The organism is uncultured Porphyromonas sp., assembly GCF_938046015.1.
Classification (GTDB): domain Bacteria; phylum Bacteroidota; class Bacteroidia; order Bacteroidales; family Porphyromonadaceae; genus Porphyromonas.
The window spans coordinates 15,953-34,817 of the sequence record NZ_CALIXW010000039.1 but is presented as its reverse complement, the minus strand read 5'-3'; the positions used below and the strand labels follow the sequence as shown (position 1 = coordinate 34,817).

15 protein-coding genes are annotated in these 18,865 nt (G+C 61.5%); 2 read left to right on the top strand and 13 right to left on the bottom strand.

Annotation, left to right across the window (positions count from 1 at the left end; genetic code table 11):
• The 7 genes from Q0248_RS05340 to Q0248_RS05310 all read right to left on the bottom strand — a co-directional run.
• Window positions 1–1,243 (bottom strand): DEAD/DEAH box helicase (locus Q0248_RS05340; RefSeq protein ID WP_299320539.1); only part of this gene is annotated, 1,243 nt, incomplete at its 3' end.
• Window positions 1,244–2,795: 1,552 nt separating this feature from the next.
• A complete protein-coding gene (locus Q0248_RS05335) occupies window positions 2,796–3,572 on the bottom strand; it encodes an ADP-ribosylglycohydrolase family protein (protein WP_299320538.1) in 777 nt (258 codons plus the stop codon).
• Between the two features lie 118 nt (window positions 3,573–3,690).
• Window positions 3,691–5,715, bottom strand: coding sequence for an excinuclease ABC subunit UvrB (uvrB, locus tag Q0248_RS05330; protein WP_299320536.1), 2,025 nt, complete (start codon window positions 5,713–5,715; stop codon window positions 3,691–3,693).
• 6 nt (window positions 5,716–5,721) lie between these two features.
• On the bottom strand, window positions 5,722–6,642 hold the full coding sequence (locus tag Q0248_RS05325) for a mechanosensitive ion channel domain-containing protein (protein WP_299320534.1): 921 nt from the start codon (window positions 6,640–6,642) through the stop codon (window positions 5,722–5,724).
• A 31-nt stretch (window positions 6,643–6,673) separates the two neighbouring features.
• A complete protein-coding gene (locus Q0248_RS05320) occupies window positions 6,674–8,032 on the bottom strand; it encodes an MATE family efflux transporter (RefSeq protein ID WP_299320533.1) in 1,359 nt (452 codons plus the stop codon).
• Window positions 8,033–8,039: 7 nt separating this feature from the next.
• Window positions 8,040–10,040 carry an LTA synthase family protein gene (locus Q0248_RS05315; protein WP_299320531.1) on the bottom strand — a complete coding sequence of 667 codons (2,001 nt, stop codon included), beginning with the start codon at window positions 10,038–10,040 and terminating at the stop codon, window positions 8,040–8,042.
• Between the two features lie 207 nt (window positions 10,041–10,247).
• A complete protein-coding gene (locus Q0248_RS05310) occupies window positions 10,248–12,041 on the bottom strand; it encodes a DUF349 domain-containing protein (RefSeq protein WP_299320530.1) in 1,794 nt (597 codons plus the stop codon).
• 535 nt (window positions 12,042–12,576) lie between these two features.
• Here Q0248_RS05310 and pth point away from each other — a divergent pair.
• The gene (gene pth, locus Q0248_RS05305) at window positions 12,577–13,134 is read left to right on the top strand and encodes an aminoacyl-tRNA hydrolase (protein ID WP_299320528.1); all 558 of its coding nucleotides are present in this window, start codon (window positions 12,577–12,579) and stop codon (window positions 13,132–13,134) included.
• A 182-nt stretch (window positions 13,135–13,316) separates the two neighbouring features.
• On the opposite strand, the gene Q0248_RS05300 is transcribed toward pth, so the two are convergent.
• From Q0248_RS05300 to Q0248_RS05275, 6 genes are all read right to left on the bottom strand, one after another.
• Complete coding sequence (locus Q0248_RS05300) at window positions 13,317–13,790, bottom strand: Dps family protein (protein WP_299320526.1); 474 nt, start codon at window positions 13,788–13,790, stop codon at window positions 13,317–13,319.
• A gap of 150 nt (window positions 13,791–13,940) precedes the next feature.
• Window positions 13,941–14,483, bottom strand: a complete 543-nt coding sequence (locus Q0248_RS05295; RefSeq protein WP_299320525.1) for a CvpA family protein — start codon at window positions 14,481–14,483, stop codon at window positions 13,941–13,943.
• Window positions 14,484–14,543: 60 nt separating this feature from the next.
• Window positions 14,544–15,236: a pimeloyl-ACP methyl esterase BioG family protein gene (locus tag Q0248_RS05290; protein ID WP_299320523.1), complete on the bottom strand. Its 693-nt coding sequence runs from the start codon at window positions 15,234–15,236 to the stop codon at window positions 14,544–14,546.
• A 9-nt stretch (window positions 15,237–15,245) separates the two neighbouring features.
• Complete coding sequence (locus Q0248_RS05285; protein ID WP_299320522.1) at window positions 15,246–16,304, bottom strand: HpaII family restriction endonuclease; 1,059 nt, start codon at window positions 16,302–16,304, stop codon at window positions 15,246–15,248.
• Window positions 16,301–17,293, bottom strand: coding sequence for a DNA cytosine methyltransferase (locus Q0248_RS05280; protein ID WP_299320520.1), 993 nt, complete (start codon window positions 17,291–17,293; stop codon window positions 16,301–16,303). Before Q0248_RS05280 ends, Q0248_RS05285 begins: the two co-directional genes overlap by 4 nt.
• On the bottom strand, window positions 17,286–17,729 hold the full coding sequence (locus tag Q0248_RS05275) for a DUF695 domain-containing protein (RefSeq protein WP_299320519.1): 444 nt from the start codon (window positions 17,727–17,729) through the stop codon (window positions 17,286–17,288). Before Q0248_RS05275 ends, Q0248_RS05280 begins: the two co-directional genes overlap by 8 nt.
• Before the next feature lie 563 nt (window positions 17,730–18,292).
• Here Q0248_RS05275 and ahpC point away from each other — a divergent pair.
• The gene (gene ahpC, locus Q0248_RS05270) at window positions 18,293–18,859 is read left to right on the top strand and encodes an alkyl hydroperoxide reductase subunit C (RefSeq protein WP_211788363.1); all 567 of its coding nucleotides are present in this window, start codon (window positions 18,293–18,295) and stop codon (window positions 18,857–18,859) included.
• Window positions 18,860–18,865 lie beyond the last annotated feature (6 nt).

Genomic DNA, 18,865 nt, shown 5'->3' with positions numbered 1-18,865 from the left:
GGCCTCCGCCACTGCGACCCGAGCCGCCGCTGCGGCCACCGCCCCCACCGCTACGTCCGCCGCCGCGTCCGCTGGGGACACGCTTCGAGGGGTCATAGCTAGGCACTGGGCCGAAGGAGGGATCCACGGGGATCTTGTAGATCTCGCGCCCGAGGAAGTCCTCGATACGGCCGAAGCCGTACTGCTCGCGCTCGCTGACGAAGGTGATGGCCAGCCCCTCATCATTGCCCCCACGCGCCGTACGCCCGATACGGTGGACGTAGTCCTCGGGGTCGTGTGGAATGTCGAAGTTGATGACCATACGGATGTTGTCGATATCGATCCCGCGCGCTACGACGTCGGTGGCCACGAGCAGATCCACCGTGCCGGCCTTGAAGGAGCGCATGACCTCCTCGCGCTTCTCCTGCGTCAGGTCGCTGTGCATCTGCTCAACGCGGATGTTGAGCTTGCTGAGGGTACGCGCCAGCTCCTTTACCTTGAGCTTGGAGGAGGAGAAGATGATGGTACGGGTGGGGGGCGTCTCATGGAAGAGCTGCGTCAGGATGGGCACCTTCTGCGACTCGTAGCAGACATAGGCCGACTGCACGATGGACTCGGGCGGACGGGAGATCGCCAGCTCCACCTCAGCGGGGTTGCGCAGGATCGTGTGGGCGAACTTCTTAATCTTGGGTGGCATCGTCGCCGAGAACATCACGTGCTGGCAGTCCTCAGGCAGCGCCTTGTAGATCTGCAGGATATCCTCCTGGAATCCCATGTCCAGCATACGGTCGGCCTCGTCCAAGACGAAGTAGTGCACGCCCGAGAGGTCGGCCTGCTGCAGGTTGAGCAGCGAGATGAGGCGGCCTGGGGTGGCGATGACGATGTCGGCGCCCTTGTCCATGCCGCGGCGCTGCTGCTCCCAGGCGATGCCGTCGGTACCGCCATAGATGGCTACGGAGGAGATGGGGAGGAAGTAGGAGAAGCCCTCGACCTGCTGCTCGATCTGTATCGCCAGCTCGCGCGTGGGGGCCATGATGAGGGCATTCACCTTGGTGGGGTCGCCTTCGCCACGGCTCAGGCGGTTGATGATGGGTAGTAGGTAGGCGGCTGTCTTCCCCGTGCCCGTCTGGGCGCAGCCTATCATATCTCGCCCCTCGAGGAGTAGGGGGATGGTAGCCTCTTGTACGGGCGTCGTCTCGAAGAAGTTCATTGCCTCGAGTCCGTCCAGCACTTCGTCTTCCAGATCTAGTTCGTCAAAATACATATTCGCTAATGGCTTGATATACAAATGTACCGCTTTTCTAGCGAACAGCCCCTGCCTCGAGGCTCTGCTGAGGCATAATGCCGCCCGCCGCTCCTCCCCGCCTCACCTAGGCTCTGAGCCTTAGCCCTTTCCCCCACCACCGCTACTCCGTCCTAGCGTCCTAAGACCAGCCTCCCACGTCTCTGAGCTATCTCGGGCAGCGGTGAGGGATATCCTTTTCCCACGCCCCTCTACTCCGTCCTAGCGTCCTAAGACCAGCCCCCCGCGTCTCTGCACTATCTCGGGCAGCGCTGAGGGATAGAGCAAATCAGCTACTCAAAGGGCTGGCCGCGAGATCGTCTCTTAGCCCTAGCGGAGCAAGACATGCTTGCCCTAGCCATCCATCAAGCGACCCGTGGAGCTAAGCCCCCATAGGGGCGACCCACCCAAAGCCCAGGGTGCGCAGCCCTAAAAGGGCGACCAAACCCTGGGCAGGATACAGCCAATGAAGACGAAGCCCTACAGGGGCGACCTTGGAAACCGCTGTGGGCAGCATCGTGCAGCGTCCCCTCCCCTATTTCTACTAAGGGTCGCCCCTGTAGGGCTCTAGGTGCATGGGTATGCTTGACCCAGGGTTCCGTCACGCTTGCAGCGTTCCCTCACCCTGGGCTTTGAAGGGGTCGCCCCGCTGGGGCTTAAGCAGCCGCTAGTATGCCCCCTCTGTCGGAGGCTGGTGCTACGGCTATCTTACACGTCAGCCCCTTCAATGAGGGCGGCGCTGGGGGATAGAGCAAGTCAACTACTCAAAGGGCTGGCTGCGAGATCGTCCCTTAGCCCTGGCAGAGCAAGACATGCTTGCCCGAGCCATCCATCAAGCGACCCGTGGAGTTAAGCCCCCATAGGGGCGACCCACCCAAAGCCCAGGGTGCGCAGCCCTGAAAGGGCGACCAAACCCTGGGCAGGATACAGCCAATGAAGACGAAGCCCTACAGGGGCGACCTTGGAAACCGCTGTGGGCAGCATCGTGCAGCGTCCCCTCCCCTATTTCTACTAAGGGTCGCCCCTGTAGGGCTCTAGGTGCATGGGTATGCTTGACCCAGGGTTCCGTCACGCTTGCAGCGTTCCCTCACCCTGGGCTGTGAAGGGGTCGCCCCGCTGGGGCTTACGCAGCCGCTCGTGTACCCTCTCTATCGGAGGATGGTGCTACGGCTATCTTGCGCGTCTCCCCCCTCAATGAGGGCGGCTCTGAGGGATATCCCTCAGAGCGCTGACGGACGTCGGTGAAGCGGCTGACTGACGTCCATAAGCGAGCTGACCGATATCCCTCAGCCTAGCCTCCCCTAGCGCGTAGCCTAGCTTAGACCACGTCCGAGGAGCTTGCTCCACGAACGAAGGAGCACAAAAGCAGAGCCCCGAGCGCTATCCGACGGATAGGGCTCGGGGCTCTGTACTTAGTGGGGGAAGGCTACTCAGGACGGGCGGCTAGCTAAGCAGACGGACGCGCTCCTCGAGCAGCTGGAGCGCAGGGCGCACGGTCATCCGACTCCTCAGGAGAGCCTAAGACCAGCGGCCTCTAGTGGGTCTGGTATAGCGCTTGGAACTGGTCGATGACTGCGATCATCTCGGAGGGCAGGTAAGCGAGGGCTTGCTGCTGGAGCTGCTCGGGGATGCCGTAGCTCACTTCGGCTAGTCCTCCCACGATGGCGCAGAGGGTGTCCGTGTCGCCCCCGATGGAGGCGGTCTGCCGCAGAGCGTCCTCAAAGTCCTTGCTCTCGATGAAGCAGCAGAGGGCGGGAGGGATCGTACCTGGACAAGTCTCGTCAAACACGTTGGTGCGTCTGAGCTGCTCGACGCTCTGCCCAGAGACTCGGTAGCCGTAGTGCTGCTCCGCGAGCTCGAGGATGTCTGCCTTGCTCGCTCCGTGACGTAGGAGCCAGATGGCGTGCGCCACGAGCTGGGCCCCCTTAATCCCCTCGGAATGGTCGTGGGTAGGCAGCGCCGAGCCTTCGGCAGCAGCTAGCGCCTCCTCCAGCGCAGGCAGCCAGCCACAGGGCGAGACGCGCATGGCAGAGCCGTTGCCCAGACTGCCGTAGGGCTGGGGATTATCGGAGGCGACCCAGCGAGCAAAGCGCCCACCATAGCTCCCCATAGGGTCAGGGTAGCGCCTACACCACTGATGGAGGGCCTCCCCAAAGTCTAGCCCCTGCACGAGCGCGTCTGCCACGGCCACCGTGCATATACTGTCATCGGTGAAGTCACACTGCGGGGAGAAGAGGTCGAAGTCTGTAGAGCGGTGGTTGTGGAACTCGAAGCGCGAGCCCACGATATCACCTATGATAGCGCCTAGCATGTACGTTTACTTTGCTTTAATGTGGAACAATAGGCCTACGGAGGAAGCTCTTCACTCCGCGAGGGGTGCAGTCTTCTCTAACTTTACACCTAGTACAAGGAGAGCTCGGGACGGGCGGCTAGCTAAGCAGACGGACGCGCTCCTCGAGCAGCTGAAGCTCGTTGCGCAGGCGCGCGGCCTCGATGAAGTCAAGCTCGGCAGCGGCAGCCATCATCTCGGCGCGCTTGAGCTCGACGAGCTTCTTGAGCTTGTCCACGCTCAGCACCTCCTCCAGCGGATCGGGCACGGCAGCCGTAGGATCGGCCCCCATGTAGGCCACGGGCTGCCCTTCGTCCCCCTTGCGATCGGGGAAGACGGAGCTGCTGTTCTTGACGATCTGCTGCGGCGTGATGCCATGTGCCTCGTTGTAGGCGATCTGCTTGCGACGGCGGCGCTCGGTCTCCTCTATGGTGCGGCGCATGCTGTCGGTGATCTTGTCCCCGTAGAAGATGACGCGTCCACGGACATTACGCGCTGCGCGGCCTGCCGTCTGCGTCAGCGATCGGTGCGAGCGCAGGAAGCCTTCCTTATCCGCATCCAGCACCGCTACCAGCGCTACCTCGGGCAGGTCTAGGCCCTCACGCAGGAGGTTGACGCCGATGAGGACGTCGTACTTACCCGCGCGCAGGTCCTCCATGATCTGTATGCGGTCTAGGGTGCTGACGTCGCTATGGATATAGCTGCAGGCGACGCCGTGGCGCAACAGGTACTCGGAGAGCTCCTCGGCCATGCGCTTGGTGAGCGTCGTCACCAGCACGCGCTCCCCAGCCTCGACTGCCAGCTGGATCTCGTGCTCGAGATCGTCCACCTGATGCGCCGTGGGGCGCACCTCGATGATGGGATCCAGCAGACCCGTCGGGCGGATGAGCTGCTCGACCACCACGCCCTCGCTCTTGGCCAGCTCGTACTCGGCTGGCGTAGCGCTGATGTAGAGGATACGCGGAGTCAGGCTGTCGAACTCCTCAAAGGTCAGCGGCCTATTATCCAGCGCGGCAGGCAGGCGGAAGCCGTGCTCCACAAGACTGATCTTGCGGCTGCGGTCTCCGCCATACATCGCGTGGATCTGTGGGACGGTGACGTGGCTCTCGTCAATAATAAGGAGGAAGTCCTTGGGGAAGTAGTCCAGCAGGCAGAAGGGGCGCTCGCCAGGCTTGCGCCCATCGAAGTAGCGGGAATAGTTCTCAATGCCCGAGCAGTAGCCCAGCTCGCGTATCATCTCCAGGTCGTAGGTGGTGCGCTCGTAGAGCCGCTTGGCCTCGTAGGGCTTGTCCTCGGCCTCCAGCTCCGCCACACGCGCGCCGAGGTCGACGTCGATCTGCCCCACAGCGGTATTGACCTGCTCCTGGGTCGTGACGAAGAGGTTGGCGGGGTGGATCACGAGACGCGACAGAGGACCGTACTCGCGCCCACCGATGGGGTCGAAGGAAGCGATGCGCTCGATCTCTCCGTCCCAGAAGGTCACGCGGTAGGCGACGCCGTCGAAGCCTTCGATCGCGGGGAAGACGTCCACCGTATCCCCCTTGACGCGGAAGTAGCCCGACTCGAAGGTGATGCGGTCATTGACATAGTGGTTGAGCACGAGGTCACGCTTGAACTGCTCTAGGCTGTAGTGGTCGCCCTCGCTCAGGCGGATGATCTTCTCCTCGAAGGCCTTGGGGTCGGCCATACCATAGAGGCAGGAGACGGAGGAGATGACGATGACGTCCTGGCGCCCCGAGAGCAGCGAGGCCGTCGCCCTGAGGCGCAGCTTCTCGATCTCGGCGTTGATGGCCATGTCCTTCTCGATGTAGGTATCGGAGGCCGCGATGTAGGCCTCGGGCTGGTAGTAGTCGTAGTAGGAGACGAAGTACTCGACGGCGTTGTTGGGGAAGAAGGCCTTGAACTCGGCGTAGAGCTGCGCAGCCAGCGTCTTATTGTGGCTCAGCACGAGCGTCGGCTTCTGGACGCCCGCGATGACATTAGCCGCAGTGAAGGTCTTCCCCGAGCCCGTCACCCCGAGCAGCGTCTGGAAGGGCACACCCTGCTTGAAGCCACGGACGAGCTCGTCGATGGCCTGAGGCTGGTCGCCTGTAGGGCGGAAGCGGGAGGTAAGCTGGAAGGCCATAGCGTGCTACTTACCCTGGTGGAGCGTCAGCTGCGGGAAGGGGAAGCCAATGCCCTGCTCATTGAAGGTGGCGTAGACGCGCTCGTTGAAGTCCCAGTACACCGCCCAGAGATCGCCCGAGGCTACCCAGGCTCGCACGAGGATATCGACCGAGCTGCTATTGAGTTGGTGCAGGACGATGGTCGGCTCGGGGCTCGTAAAGATACGTTCGTCCCGCTGGAGGAGGCTCTGGATGACGCCACGCACGCGGGTCACGTCCTCATCGTACTCGATGCCGATGATCCACTCCACGCGGCGCAGCCCCTCGTGGGAGAAGTTGACGATGACATTGCTGCTGAGGGCACCGTTGGGTATGAAGGTCGTCTTATTATCGGGCGTCAGCACCTCGGTGTGGAAGAGCTTGACGGCGCGCACCGTCCCCTCGGAGCCTTGGGCGGAGATGAAGTCGCCGATGCCGAAGGGCTTGGTGACCATGATGATGACCCCGCCGGCGAGGTTCTGCAGCTGGCCACTGAGCGCCATACCGACGGCCAGACCCATAGAGGCGAGCACGGCGGCGAAGGATACGGACTTGACCCCAAGGATGCCCGCCAGCGTGAGGCCGAGGGCGATGTAGCAGAGGGCGGAGAAGAGCGAGTCCAGCAGCGTGACGGCCACACCATCCAGCTGACGGCGACGGAGGATACCATCGATGAGGCGCTGCAGGCGGCGGATGACGATGCGCCCGAGCCAGAAGAGCAGCAGGACGAGCAGCACGCGCAGGCCGAAGTTGATCAGGGCGTTGAGCCCCGACTCGAGCTGCTCGTGGCCGAACCAGCGCTTGACATCGAGGTTGAGGGGCTGCGTAGCGGTGTCGAGCGCGCTACGCATGTTGCTCGCCGCAGCCGTATCGGCAGGGAGCACACTGGTAAGGAGTAGTAGCTTCATAAGGATATAAGGAATGATGAGTGTGGCCTGCCTACAGCCCCTCGAGCTGGGCTGCGGCCTGACGGATATGCTGCTGGCGCTGCCAGAGATAGAAGCCGAGCATCACCAGCCCCTTGAGGATCGAGGAGAGGCTGATGGCCCACCAGACGGCCTCGATCCCCCAGCCCCAGGAGGCGAAGAGGAGGGCCATAGGGATGCGCAGGTAGGTGAGGACGAAGCTCACCGTGGCGGGGACGTAGGTGCGCCCCAGTCCGTAGAAGAGCCCGCCCGCCGTGATCTCTAGCATCATGAAGGCCTGCGACAGCCCCACGATACGCAGGTAGACGCCGCCCGCCTCATAGGCTGCCCGCTCGGGGACGATGAAGGCGAAGATCTGCTCCCCAAGGAAGACGAAGAGCAGCGTCCCGACGATCCCCACCGAGAGGGTGAAGGTCAGCGCGCGGCGGAAGGCCTCGTAGACACGTGGCAGGCGCCGAGCGGCATAGTTCTGCCCGACGAGTGTGGTCAGCGCGGTGGTGACGCCGCTGGCGGTATTCCACGTCAGCGACTCGATCTGTGCCCCTGAGGTCATCGTCGCCACGCCGATATGCCCGCCGAGGCTGGAGACCATGCGCCCCATGTAGATACTGACGAAGGCGAAAAGCACCTGTAGCGAGGCCACGGGCAGCCCGATCTGTAGGATGCGCAGCACATAGCTACGCTGCAGCCGCACCAGGAAGGGGAAGCCGCCGAAGAGGCGGTCGCGGCGCACCCGCTGCCAGAAGAGGACGAAGACCACCGCCTGACTCGTCACGGTCGCCAGCGCTGCCCCCGAGACGCCCCAGCCCAACGTGTGGATGAAGAGCGGGTCGAGGAGCATATTGCCCACCAGCCCCACGCAGGAGATGCGGAAGGGCGTGCGGCTGTCGCCTATGGCATTGTAGAGCCCCGTCAGTGCTGCCGTGAGGTAGACCTCGGGGAAGCCGATGAGCGAGATGTAGAAGTAATGTAGGGCATCGCTGCGCACCTCAGGCTCGAGCTGGTAGAGATCGATCATCGGTGCTGCGAGCGCTGCATAGAGGAGCAGCATCCCGAGGCCGAGGAGGAGGCTCATCAGCACATTGTGCGAGGCATAGCTACGCGCCTCGTCGAGCCGCCCAGCGCCGACGCTCTGCGAGATGGTGACCTCACTACCCGTCTTGGTAATCAGGGAGATAGAGGCAGCGATCCAGGAGAAGACCGCCGCAGCGCCCACCGCTGCCAGCGCCTTACTGCTGAGCTGCCCCAGCCAGATCATGTCGGTGAAGCTGTAGGCGATCTGTATGAAGGAGGTGCCCATGATGGGCAGCGCCAGCTGATAGAGGTGGCGGCGCAGGTCGCCCTGCGTGAGGTCCTTGATCTTATCGTTCATCGAGCAGCTAATGGGAGGGCGTGTGAGCGCCCTGAGCGGTGGGCTCCAGCGGTGCGACGAGGGTCAGCTTGTTCTCCCGCATACGCTGGGAGTAGGTCTGCAGGTAGGCCTGCAGGCGGCGCAGCATCGCCTGCTCGGGCGTCCCAGGGCGCCCCTTGAGGTCGTGCTGCTGCAGGCGGTCACGCTTGAGGTCGTAGAGCGCCAGCACCTTCTCCCCATCGTACTGCAGCAGCCACTGCCCTTCCTCCATCTGGTAGACCCCATCCATATAGTTGACGGCGAAGCGGGGGCGGCTCGTATCGAAGACGCTGCTGCCGAAGGCGATCATCGGCCGCTCATCCCCCACTAGGTCCAGGATCGTGGGGTAGATATCCGACTGCGAGACGACGGCCTCAGCCTCACGCCCCTGCAGCTCCCCACTAGGGTCGAAGAGGATAATAGGTACGCGGAAGGCGCCCGCCGAGGTCTTGTACTCCCTCAGCACCCCAGGCACGGCGTGGTCCGCCACGAGGACGAAGAGCGTGCGCTGATACCAAGGCTGGCGGCTCGCAGTCTCGAAGAAGCGCCGCAGCGCTAGATCCGTGTAGGCTATGCTCTGGTGGTAGGGGATCTCACCCTTGGGCAGCTGCCCCTTATACTGATCGGGCACGCGGAAAGGATGGTGCGAGGAGAGGGTGAAGACCGTGGAGAAGAAGGGCTCGGGGAGCTGCGTCAGCTCCCGTGCCATATACTGCAGGAAGGGCTCGTCCCATATCCCCCAGTGCCCGTCATAGTCGGCATCATGGCCGTACTCGGTCATACCGTAGTAGCGGCGGACGCCTGCCTGCTTGACGAAGGCGTCAAAGCCCATCGAGCCGTTGGGCGCACCGTGGAAGAAGGCCGTCGTATAGCCCATCGAGTCAAGACGCGCTGGGAGCGAGGGTAGCTCATTGCCCGAGTAGACCGAGAGGATGAAGGGGCTGCGGGGCTTGAGTAGGGAGGTGAGGATGGAGGGCATGGCGTCGATGGACTTGGAGCCATTGGCATAGGCCTCCTCGAAGACATAGGAGCGCTGCATCAGGCTATCGATGAAGGGCGTGTAGCCACGGTAGCCTGGGATATCCCTATTGAGCCCCCCGACCCACTCACGGGCGAAGCTCTCCCAGATGATGAGCACCACATTGCGCCCGCGGAAGCTCCCCGAGCGCGGCGTCCCCCCAGGGCGATAGATAGGGTCGAAGTACTGCCGTGCCTCCGCCTCACTGAAGTAGCGGTACTCGGGCAGGGCCTCCTTGCCCAGCGTGCGGATGAGGCAGAAGGGGGTATTGAGCACCAGCGCACGCTGCTGTGGCTGCTCGATGTAGATGGCGGCATTGCTCAGCGTGATGGGGCGCGTCGTCCCTGCCGAGCCGCCACGCATCCCGATGACGGCGAGTGCTACGGTCACGACGAGCGCGAGGCTCCCCGCAAGCCTATAAGAGATGAGGCGCGTGCGGGGCGGCTGCGTGGGGCGCGGGAGACGCCTATCCACGACGACCAGCAGCAGGATCAGCGCCAGCCCCGTGAGCGTCACGCCCCAGTAGTCGACGAAGAAGCGAAGGAAGTGCAGCGGATTCTCATTACTGAACTCAGCGAAGACCGAGCTCGTCGTACGCTTGAAGGTGAAGCGGTAGTAGACCGCATCCCCGAGGTTGAGGATGAGGGCCAGACTATTCACCGTGAGGTAGAGTGCCGAGAGGAAGCGCTGGTAGCCGCGGCGGAAGGTGAAGGCCAGCGGCAGCAGGCTGAGCACCCCGAGCAGGACGTGCGTATAGCTCAGCGCCGAGAGGTCGAAGTACAATCCCCCCACGAACATCCGCCCAAGCTGTGCCCCGCTGGAGACATCCAAGAGGTCCTTATTATATAGGTAGAAGAAGGCACGCGCGGCGCTGTAGAGGGCCATGGCCACGATGAGGCGCAGCCCCAGGAGGCGACACTGTGCCGCGAGGGCCTGCAGCCAGTCCCTCTGCCCGCGATCTTGTAGACTCATATCGTATCTTGTTGATTAGCCTACAAAGGTACGACATTGGGCCCTATCGCCGTGCTCCCTTCCCGCTCCCAGCGACGAGCGAGCTAGCCCACAGCGAGGGGACAGGCACGAAGCCCAGCGAGGGGCGACCGAGCGTAGGACACGCTGGGTCGCCCCTCGCTGGGCTTTCTTATTGCGGGCGCTTGCGACCCGAGAGGGCGCGGGCGGCTAGCCCTCCTGTCCCTCGGCGTCGAGGAGAGCTAGCTTCTGCTCGGCCAGCTTGATATCCTCGATCAGCGCGCTGCGCTTACGCTCCAGCTCGGTCAGGAGGCTGTTGCCCGAGGCGCTGCTGACGCTCAGGCGCGTGAGGTTGCTCTCGTAGGTCTCCAGCTCGCTGCGTAGGCGGTCGAGGTGACGCTGCATGCGGCTGCGCTCACCCTGCAGGGTGCCACCTCGCTCCTCGAGGTGCTTGAGCGTGTCACCATAGCCCGAGAGGCGGCGGGCAGCGCGGTTCTTGCGCAGGATACCATGCAGCTGATCCAGCAGCTCACGGTAGCGGGCGTTGATCTCCTCCTTGTATTGCTGGGGGACGAAGCCGATGGCCTTCCACTTGGCGTTGTACTCCGCCAGGACGTCGCTGAGGTTGGTCGGCAGCTCGCCCTCCAGGAGAGCAGCCAGCTCGTCGAGGATCTGACGCTTGGCGGTGAGGTGCTCCTGCGCCGCGCCGCGGGGGGAGCTATGCTGGCGCCCTTCCTTGCGACGGCGCTCGAAGAAGTAGTCGAAGTGCTCGCGGAACTCGGACCAGATGCGCTGGCTATAGCGCTGCGAGACCGAGCCAAGGGCCTTCCACTCCTCCTGCAGCTGGCGCAGCTCGGCCGCGGCAGCATCCCAGTCAGTGCGCTCGCGCAGCTCCTTGGCACGGGCGATAAGGGCGCGCTTCTGCGTCAGCACCTCGTGCTCCTGTGCGTGGCTGGCGCGGACGAACTCCCCGCGGTGCAGGAAGAAGGTATCGATCCCAGCGCGGAAGCGCTGCCATACCTGATCGTTGTCCTTGCGTGGGGCGTGGCCTATGGTCTTCCACTCGGCCTGCCAGGCCTTGATCTGCTCGACACCCTTGGCCCAGGCGTTATGCGTGGTGAAGCCGCCCTGCTCTAGGAGGGCCTCGACGGCCTCACAGAGCTTGACCTTGGCCTGGAGGTTCTCCTCCTCGCTGGCCTTCTTCTGGTCGTGGAACTCCTGGTGGCGCTTGTGCTGCGCGCTTGTCAGCGCCTTGTACTCGGCCTGAATCTCGGCGCGCTGCTCCTTGGCCACGGGGCCGAGCTCGTGCCACTGAGCGATGAGCTCGGTGAGCTGGCGGTGGGCTAGGATGGGATCCTTGACGCTCTCCAGCGCGCGCAGCTCCTCGAGGAGGGCACGCTTGGCCTCCAGATTCTTCTTGAAGTCCAGCTGGCGGAGGTCGTCGTTGATGGCCTTGAGATCATAGAACTGGTCGCGCAGCTCGTAGAAGCGCTTGGAGAGTGGTCCCTGATCCTGCTGGGCGACCTCTCCGATCGCCTTCCACTCGTCGCGGAGCTGGACGAAGTCGCCATAGAGCTTGGCGAAGTCCTGGCCCTCCTCATTACTCTTGAAGAGCTGCTCGAAGCGGCTGAGCAGTGCCTCGCGCTTCTCTTTATTCTCCTTATACAGCTGCTCGAGGAGCTCCTGACGCTTGCGGTCGCGCTCCTTAAAGGTGGTGAAGAGGTCCTCTAGGCGGCTCTCATGGATCTCGAGGGTCTCGCGCTCGGCGGGGGTGAGCTCAGCGCTGAGGGCGGCCTTGCGGCGCTGGAACTGGTTCTTGATGAGGTCTACCACCTTGCGATCGGGCAGCTCGTCCTGCTGGAGGAGTACTGCCAGATGATCCACGAGCTGCTGGGGGCTCATCGCCTGAAGGCTAGGGCTAGTAGTATCAACGACCTGGGGTGCAGCGTCTGGGGCTGCGAGCTCTGTGTGCGGAGCTTCGTGGGCATTCTGTGGTAGTTCCATATCTCTGATCTCCTTATTATATAGACGCCCCTGCCCGAGCTGAGGAGCTAGCGAACAGCAGGCGTACAATGATGCGGACTATTGCGTACTACAAAGAAAAGTATTTTTACACGTTATTCCAAGCCCAGCCCATAATCTCCCGAAGAAGCTAGCTCCCCCGCTGCCCCCAGCGGCACGGGACGAGTGCGCCCCCTCGGCTCGGAGCCCTCCACCCTAGCCTCCCTTAGCCTAGCCCCTTAGCTCCCTGAGCAGCACCCTCCCGAGGCTCCCAGCGCCTGTCCTAGAGTGCCCCAAACAGCTCCGCTCCCCGCTCTGAGCCGCCGCGAGGGATATCCCTCACGAGGCTGAGGGCTATCCATCAGCGCTGTCCCAGACGTCCCTCAGCGCCCTCACCGATATCCCTCAGCTAGCCTCCCCCCCTGAGGGGCGAGCTAGGGGCAGCAACACGGGCAGCCGCCGAGAATTGTGTATCTTCGCATCCCCCACCCCACCCTCAGCGCGGGGCGGGCATAGCTAGCACCAAGAGCATAGAGATATGAAATATCTGATCGTAGGCCTCGGCAATATCGGGGCCGAGTATGAGGCCACGCGCCACAACATAGGCTTCCGCATCGCCGACGCGCTCGCGGCACGCATGGGCGTACGCTTCGAGACCAAGCGCTACGGCGCCATAGCCACAGGGCGCATCAAGAGTGCGCAGCTCGTCCTGCTCAAGCCCTCGACCTACATGAACCTCAGCGGCGAAGCGGTGCGCTACTGGATGAGCACGGAGAAGATCCCCATCGAGCGCGTCCTCGTCCTCGTCGACGACCTCGCTCTCCCCTTCGGCACGCTGCGCCTCAAGGGCAAGGGCAGCGACGCAGGGCACAATGGGCTGAAGAACATCGCCCAGCTCCTCGGCTCGCAGAGCTACCCCCGTCTACGCTTCGGCATAGGCAACGACTTCCCCCAGGGGGCGCAGATCGACTACGTCCTGGGGCGCTTCTCCCGCGAGGAGGAGACGGCACTGCCCGAGCTGCTGGAGCGCTGCTGCGACATCACCGCCTCCTTCTGCCTCGAAGGCATAGGCCCGACGATGAACCGCTACAACTAGCCTTCGGCCGCCTCGCACGCCTACCGAGGCCACGCCCCCAAGCAACATAAGCCAAGCCGCCGCACAAGTCCAGGACTCGTGCGGCGGCTTGGCTTATTCATTCCTCTCCCTACGGATCTAGTCGTGGGGAGCATCAATGAGCTCGTGCTCGGGGGAAGTGCTATAGAGCCCCGAGCAGGGGACTAGCCCTCGTAGGCAGAGAGCATCCAGATGCTCTTCTCCTGCTCGTCGAGGAGGTCGCTGATGAGGTCGCCCGTGACGATATCGTCGGCAGCCTCGGCTGCAGCGGCTACCTTACGCTCCTGAGCGACGAGCACGCGGAGGCTGTCGAGGAGCTCGGGGAGGATCTTCTTGGGGTCGCGGACGTCGTGCGACTCCTTGATGTTGGCGATCTTGAGGTACTCGCTGAAGCGGTTCTCAGGCGTAGCACCCAGCTGCAGGAGACGCTCAGCGATCTCATCTACATGCTCGGCAGCGCCGTTGTAGTAGGACTCGAACTGTGCGTGCAGGGTGAAGAACTGGGGCCCACGTACGTGCCAGTGGTAGCCGCGCAGGTTGGTATAGTAGACCTGGAAGTCTGCCAGGAGCTGTGCTAGTTCCTTTACCACAGCTGCGGCCTTGGTCTGGTCAATGCCAGTGATCGATAGTACGTTCATAGTTGTCTTGTATTGAGTTAAGTATTCCTATCAGTGATCTCTGCCCTCTGTCTCTCAGAGGACACTGCAAAGGTAAGACAAGCCTCCTGGGCGACCAACAGCGTGTATCAATTTGTAAATAAACGGAGTCTATACCCCGCCCCAGGTCTACTATAGCTGAGGTTGGGGACTCGTCGCGTCCTCGCTTGGCTCACCGAAGAGCAGCGTCTTGGCCTCGGTGATCTCATCGACGGCAGCGATCAGTCGCGGGTAGAGATAGGAGCTCTGGCGTACGCTCGGCGGCAGCTGTGACTGGCTATCATAGGGCGGTGTGGGCAGGATGCCCTCCACCAGCAGGCAGCCGTAGCCCATGAGGTAGACCCCGACGAGGAGCCCCAGCACAAGCCCCACGACACGGTCCAGCACCCCGAGGAAGGTCCCCTTGGTCAGCGAGGCAAACCAGCCTCCGACGACGCGGATAAGGATGTAGACGAGGGCGAAGGACAGGAGCGGCAGCAGCACCATCCAGCCGCCGAGCTGCTCCCCCTCCGCCCCGCCGAGGATCTGCTGCAGGTAGGGCGTCAGGTGCCAAGACTCACGGAAGGCGATGACAAGGGCTGCTACCTGCAGGACGCGCTTGACAGCGCCCCCGAAGAGGCCCGAGAGGGCGAAGAGCAGCACTGCTCCGCCCAGGAAGATATCTAGTTGGTTCATATGTCGTATAGCTAGGGAGCAGGGTGGCGCACCTTGGCCCGCCCTCACGCTCTGAGGCGCCTAGCGCCAGAGCTGCTCCCAGTGGGTGAATAGTGGGAAGAGGTAGTGTACCCCCTCATCAATGACTAGCGGCTCGAGGCCCTGCCCCTGCCAGTAGCGCAGCTGGTGCGCGGGCGGGAGGATGCGGTCATCGCCCCCGACATAGGCGCGCGTCCAAAGGCCGAGGGCGCTGGGCTTGGGGCTCGGATGCTCCTCGGCGCGCATGAGGCGGTAGAGGGCATCGTGCTCGGCCTGCAGCTCCGCCGTGGTGCGGGCGTGCAGCGCCTCGTAGAGATGGCGCATGCTCCTTGCGCCACAGAAGCGGCGATCGAAGCGCTGCCTATTGTCCTCTCTGAGCTCGCCGCGCATCATCTCGTAGTGTAGCTGCGGGATGCCGAGGCGGTCATCCATCGGATAGCCCGTACCCGCCACGGCCGTAGCCGAGTGGATACGCTCCCGCAGCTCGGGGTGCGCCGCCACGAAGCTATCCACGGCCCACACGCCCATAGACCAGGCGACGATACGCAGCTCGCTGTAGCGGCTGAAGTCGAAGTCCAGCGTCTCGGCGCCCTCGGCATAGTACCAGAGGCTCAGGAGGTCGTAGCCCTCGGGCCGCTCCAGATGCTCCACCGCCACAGGCGTCATCCCCCAGCCCGAGAAGTAAAGGATCAGCCGCCCCTCGGGCGCGGCAGCTGGCGTGAACTGCTGGTACATGGAGAGGACCTAGATGAAGCGTATCTGGAGGTTCAACTGAAGCCGTCCTTCCGAATCCAACTGTCCAAAGCCATGCCTACCTGTACTAGGTGTATCCAGCTGGGTATTGTTGAGGAGGTAGTCTTCGAAATAGTTACGATCATAGAAGTGATAGCAAAGCAGATCCCCACTTACTAGTACTATAATATAGCCTCCTCCCGCTGTATAGATGCCTGACCACGGAGTCTTCGGCGTCATCCCAAGGGCGACATCGACGAGGAACTTCTTGAGCTTGTATCCATAAAAGTCATGTCGCTCCAGATCGTAACCCATGGGATTTTCATCCCGAAGGATATCCAAGAGATCCTGCATTCTCCTAGCACGCCCCTGATAGTAGTAGAGCAGGAGATACCCCAAGATATCTGGCAGGGAGCTATCGATAAGCCTCAGATTATTCTCAAAGCATCGGTCTTTCAGTCCGACGAAGATCAAACCCAGTTCGTGTTTACCGAGCAAGGCAAACTTGTCTCGGAATGACTTTGCTTGATTGAAGCTATCAAGGAACTCTGTGGAGGGGGTGACTGATAGCGTATAGCAAAAGTTAGTCGCTCCTGAAGCATTAAGGAGCGTGGACGGACTCCCTAACTGGGATTTGATACTGAAGCCTAGAGTAGGGGTACTTTCAGAGCGAAGATCATGTATGGTTACACGGATATCCTCCTTAGACTTTGAGCTAGCCTTTAACTGCACGACCTTGAGAGAAGCAAGCAGACCTTCAAGCTCGGGCACCGTAAAGGTCGCCTTAGCCGCACCAATCTTTTCCAGCAACATCGCTGCACATGCTCCTAGCTCGTCACGCTGAATCACAAATACCTCCTCTTCACCTACGGGATCACATTCGACTAGGTCGCCACTAATCTGGTAGCGACGCCACTGATCTTGATGGGGACGTGCCACTGCCAAGATGGGTAGGGTCCCTCCTTCCACCTTACGTAACACAGCATCACCTAGGTTTAGCTCTGCCTCAGCGAGCAATTTGAGAAAAGCATAGACTTCGCTCCATTCTCCTTTGTTTCCGCTCTGATTCATCTCTGAATTGATTTAAGTATCTGTGATAGGACGGCCTTGACTACGGGGATAGCCACTGAGTTCCCAAACTGCTTATATGCGGCAGCGTCTGAGACAACGATCTCGAAGTCCTCGGGGAAGCCTTGAAGTCTAGCCCACTCGCGAGGAGTCATGCGTCTTATCCCCATTCTATTGACCTCTCCTTTAATTCTAGTGACAGGAGTGAAGTCTTCTAGACGATTATCAATCACTAGGTTTCGCTCGCGTCCCATACCACCGCAGACTATTGCGTTAGCAATCTGATCATCTGAGATTATTTGGTAGCCAAACCCGTTACCCTTATCCCTATGCCGTGCTTTATGCCGCTCTAGAGCCTCGAGATATTGAGTCGACAGGTAGTACTTAGCTGATACCACCTGACTCTCCCTAACAGAGGCAAAGCCTAGTTCATTCTCCCCTTGTGGCTCTGGGTAAGAGAATGGGCTAAGCTCGAGATCTGGACGAAAGCCGACGATAAAGATACGCTCACGATTCTGCGCCAGCCCGAAATCCTTGGCATTGAGAAACGCTGGATCTGGGACAATGTAGCCAAGATCTTCTCGGAGGACACGGAGGATTACCCGAAGCGTACGCCCTTTATCGTGACTCGCCAAGCCCTTAACATTCTCCAGCAAAAACGCCTTTGGGCGGTGGCGCTTTAGGATATCAGCCACCTCGAAAAACAGCGTCCCCCTTGTCTCGTCAAACCCTATACGCTTCCCCGCGATAGAAAATGCCTGACAGGGAAAGCCAGCGCACAGCACATCAAAGCCTGGAGGAATCTGCCCCTTAACCGCCTCCTTGGTTATGTCTCCGAGTGGGATTTCTCGGAAGTTATACTCGTAGGTATATTGAGCTTGTTTATCCCACTCACTGGAGAATACACACTTGCCCCCCAGCTGCTCCGCCGCTATACGAAAGCCCCCGATCCCAGCAAAGAGGTCTATAAATGTGAACGACTTGTTATTCATCCTCCTCCTCGTCCTGCTCCATCTGGAGCATCTCGCGGTAGTCCGTCCAGTCAGGGTCCTCCTGGCAGTCGATCTCCAGCGGGAGGGTCGGATAGGGCGCCAGGCAAGCGTTGAGCCGCTCGCCGAAGGTCGGCAGGTGACGCGTGTAGAAGGTCCAGTCCTTCGCCCCGCCCCCAGTGTAGTTGCCCGTCATGATGGCGAGCTTGTCCCGCTCCATGGTGCGTCGCAGCAGGGGCTCGATCTCCTCGATGAGCTGTGCCGTCGCCTCGTCGGGCATCCCATCGGCCTCGGCCGCATAGGGCCAGGAGATGGCGACGCGTACGCGCAGGCTGCCCGAGGCGATGAACTGCTCCAGCTCCTTACGTACGGTCACGAAGACCAGTTGCCCGCCCTCGGTGTGGCTGAGCGAGGTGAACCATTCGTCCGTCAGTTTCATTACTTATCCTATATATATGTATGGCGCTTGGCCAGGGCTAAAGGTAAGAAAAAAGCGAGGGATCCCGTATGGAATCCCCCACTCTAGATGTGAAGTCACAACGGAACTCCCCGAAGGGGGTATCCTTATTGTGATTGGCTTCTCGTTTATGTACTGCAAAGGTACGCAGAATATCTCGCCCGCGCAATAGCCCCGAGGGCGAGGCGGCGCAGGCGCTCCGCGCTCCGCGCCTCGCCCCCCTTTATTTGCGCCTCTCCCCGCCCTACAGCGGGGGCGCCTCTGAGGGATATCCATCGAGGCGCTGAGGGCTATCAGTCACGGCGCTGAGGGACGTCGGTCAGCGCGCTGAGGGCTATCGACCACGACACGGCGAGCTAGGGGAGGCGCAACGGAGAGCCCGCAAAAGGCAGCGGGACGAGGCTAGGAGCAGCAGCGCACCGAGGCTATACAGTATATTTATCTACCTATAAACGCAGACGATTGGTAAGCTGGAGGGCTTAAACTATCTTTGCACTCGTAATCCCAATTACAGATTATTCAACATTCATTTAAGGACATACATCATGAGCATCATCAACAGCGAGCTCCCAGAATTCAAGGTCAACGCCTATCGCAAGGACAAGGGCTTCTTCGAAGTAACGCAGGAGGACCTCAAGGGCAAGTGGAGCATCTTCTTCTTCTACCCCGGTGACTTCACCTTCGTCTGCCCCACCGAGCTGGCCGACCTGGCTGACCACTACGAGGAGTTCCAGAAGCTGGGCGTAGACATCTACTCCATCAGCACGGACTCTCACTTCGTCCATAAGGCATGGGCTGACGCTACCGATACCATCGCCAAGGTCCAGTACACGATGCTTGCCGACATGACCTTCGAGCTGTCCTACGCTATGGGCGTACTCGGCGAAGAGTCTGGCCAGGCCTACCGCGGTACCTTCCTCTTCAACCCCGACGGGCTGGTGAAGATCGCCGAGATCCACGACAATGGGATCGGCCGTGACGCTACCGAGCTGCTGCGCAAGGTCAAGGCTGCGAAGTTCGTCTACGAGCACCCCGGCCAGGTCTGCCCCGCTAAGTGGCAGGAAGGCGACGCTACCCTCCAGCCTAGCATCGACCTCGTAGGTAAGATCTAGACCAAG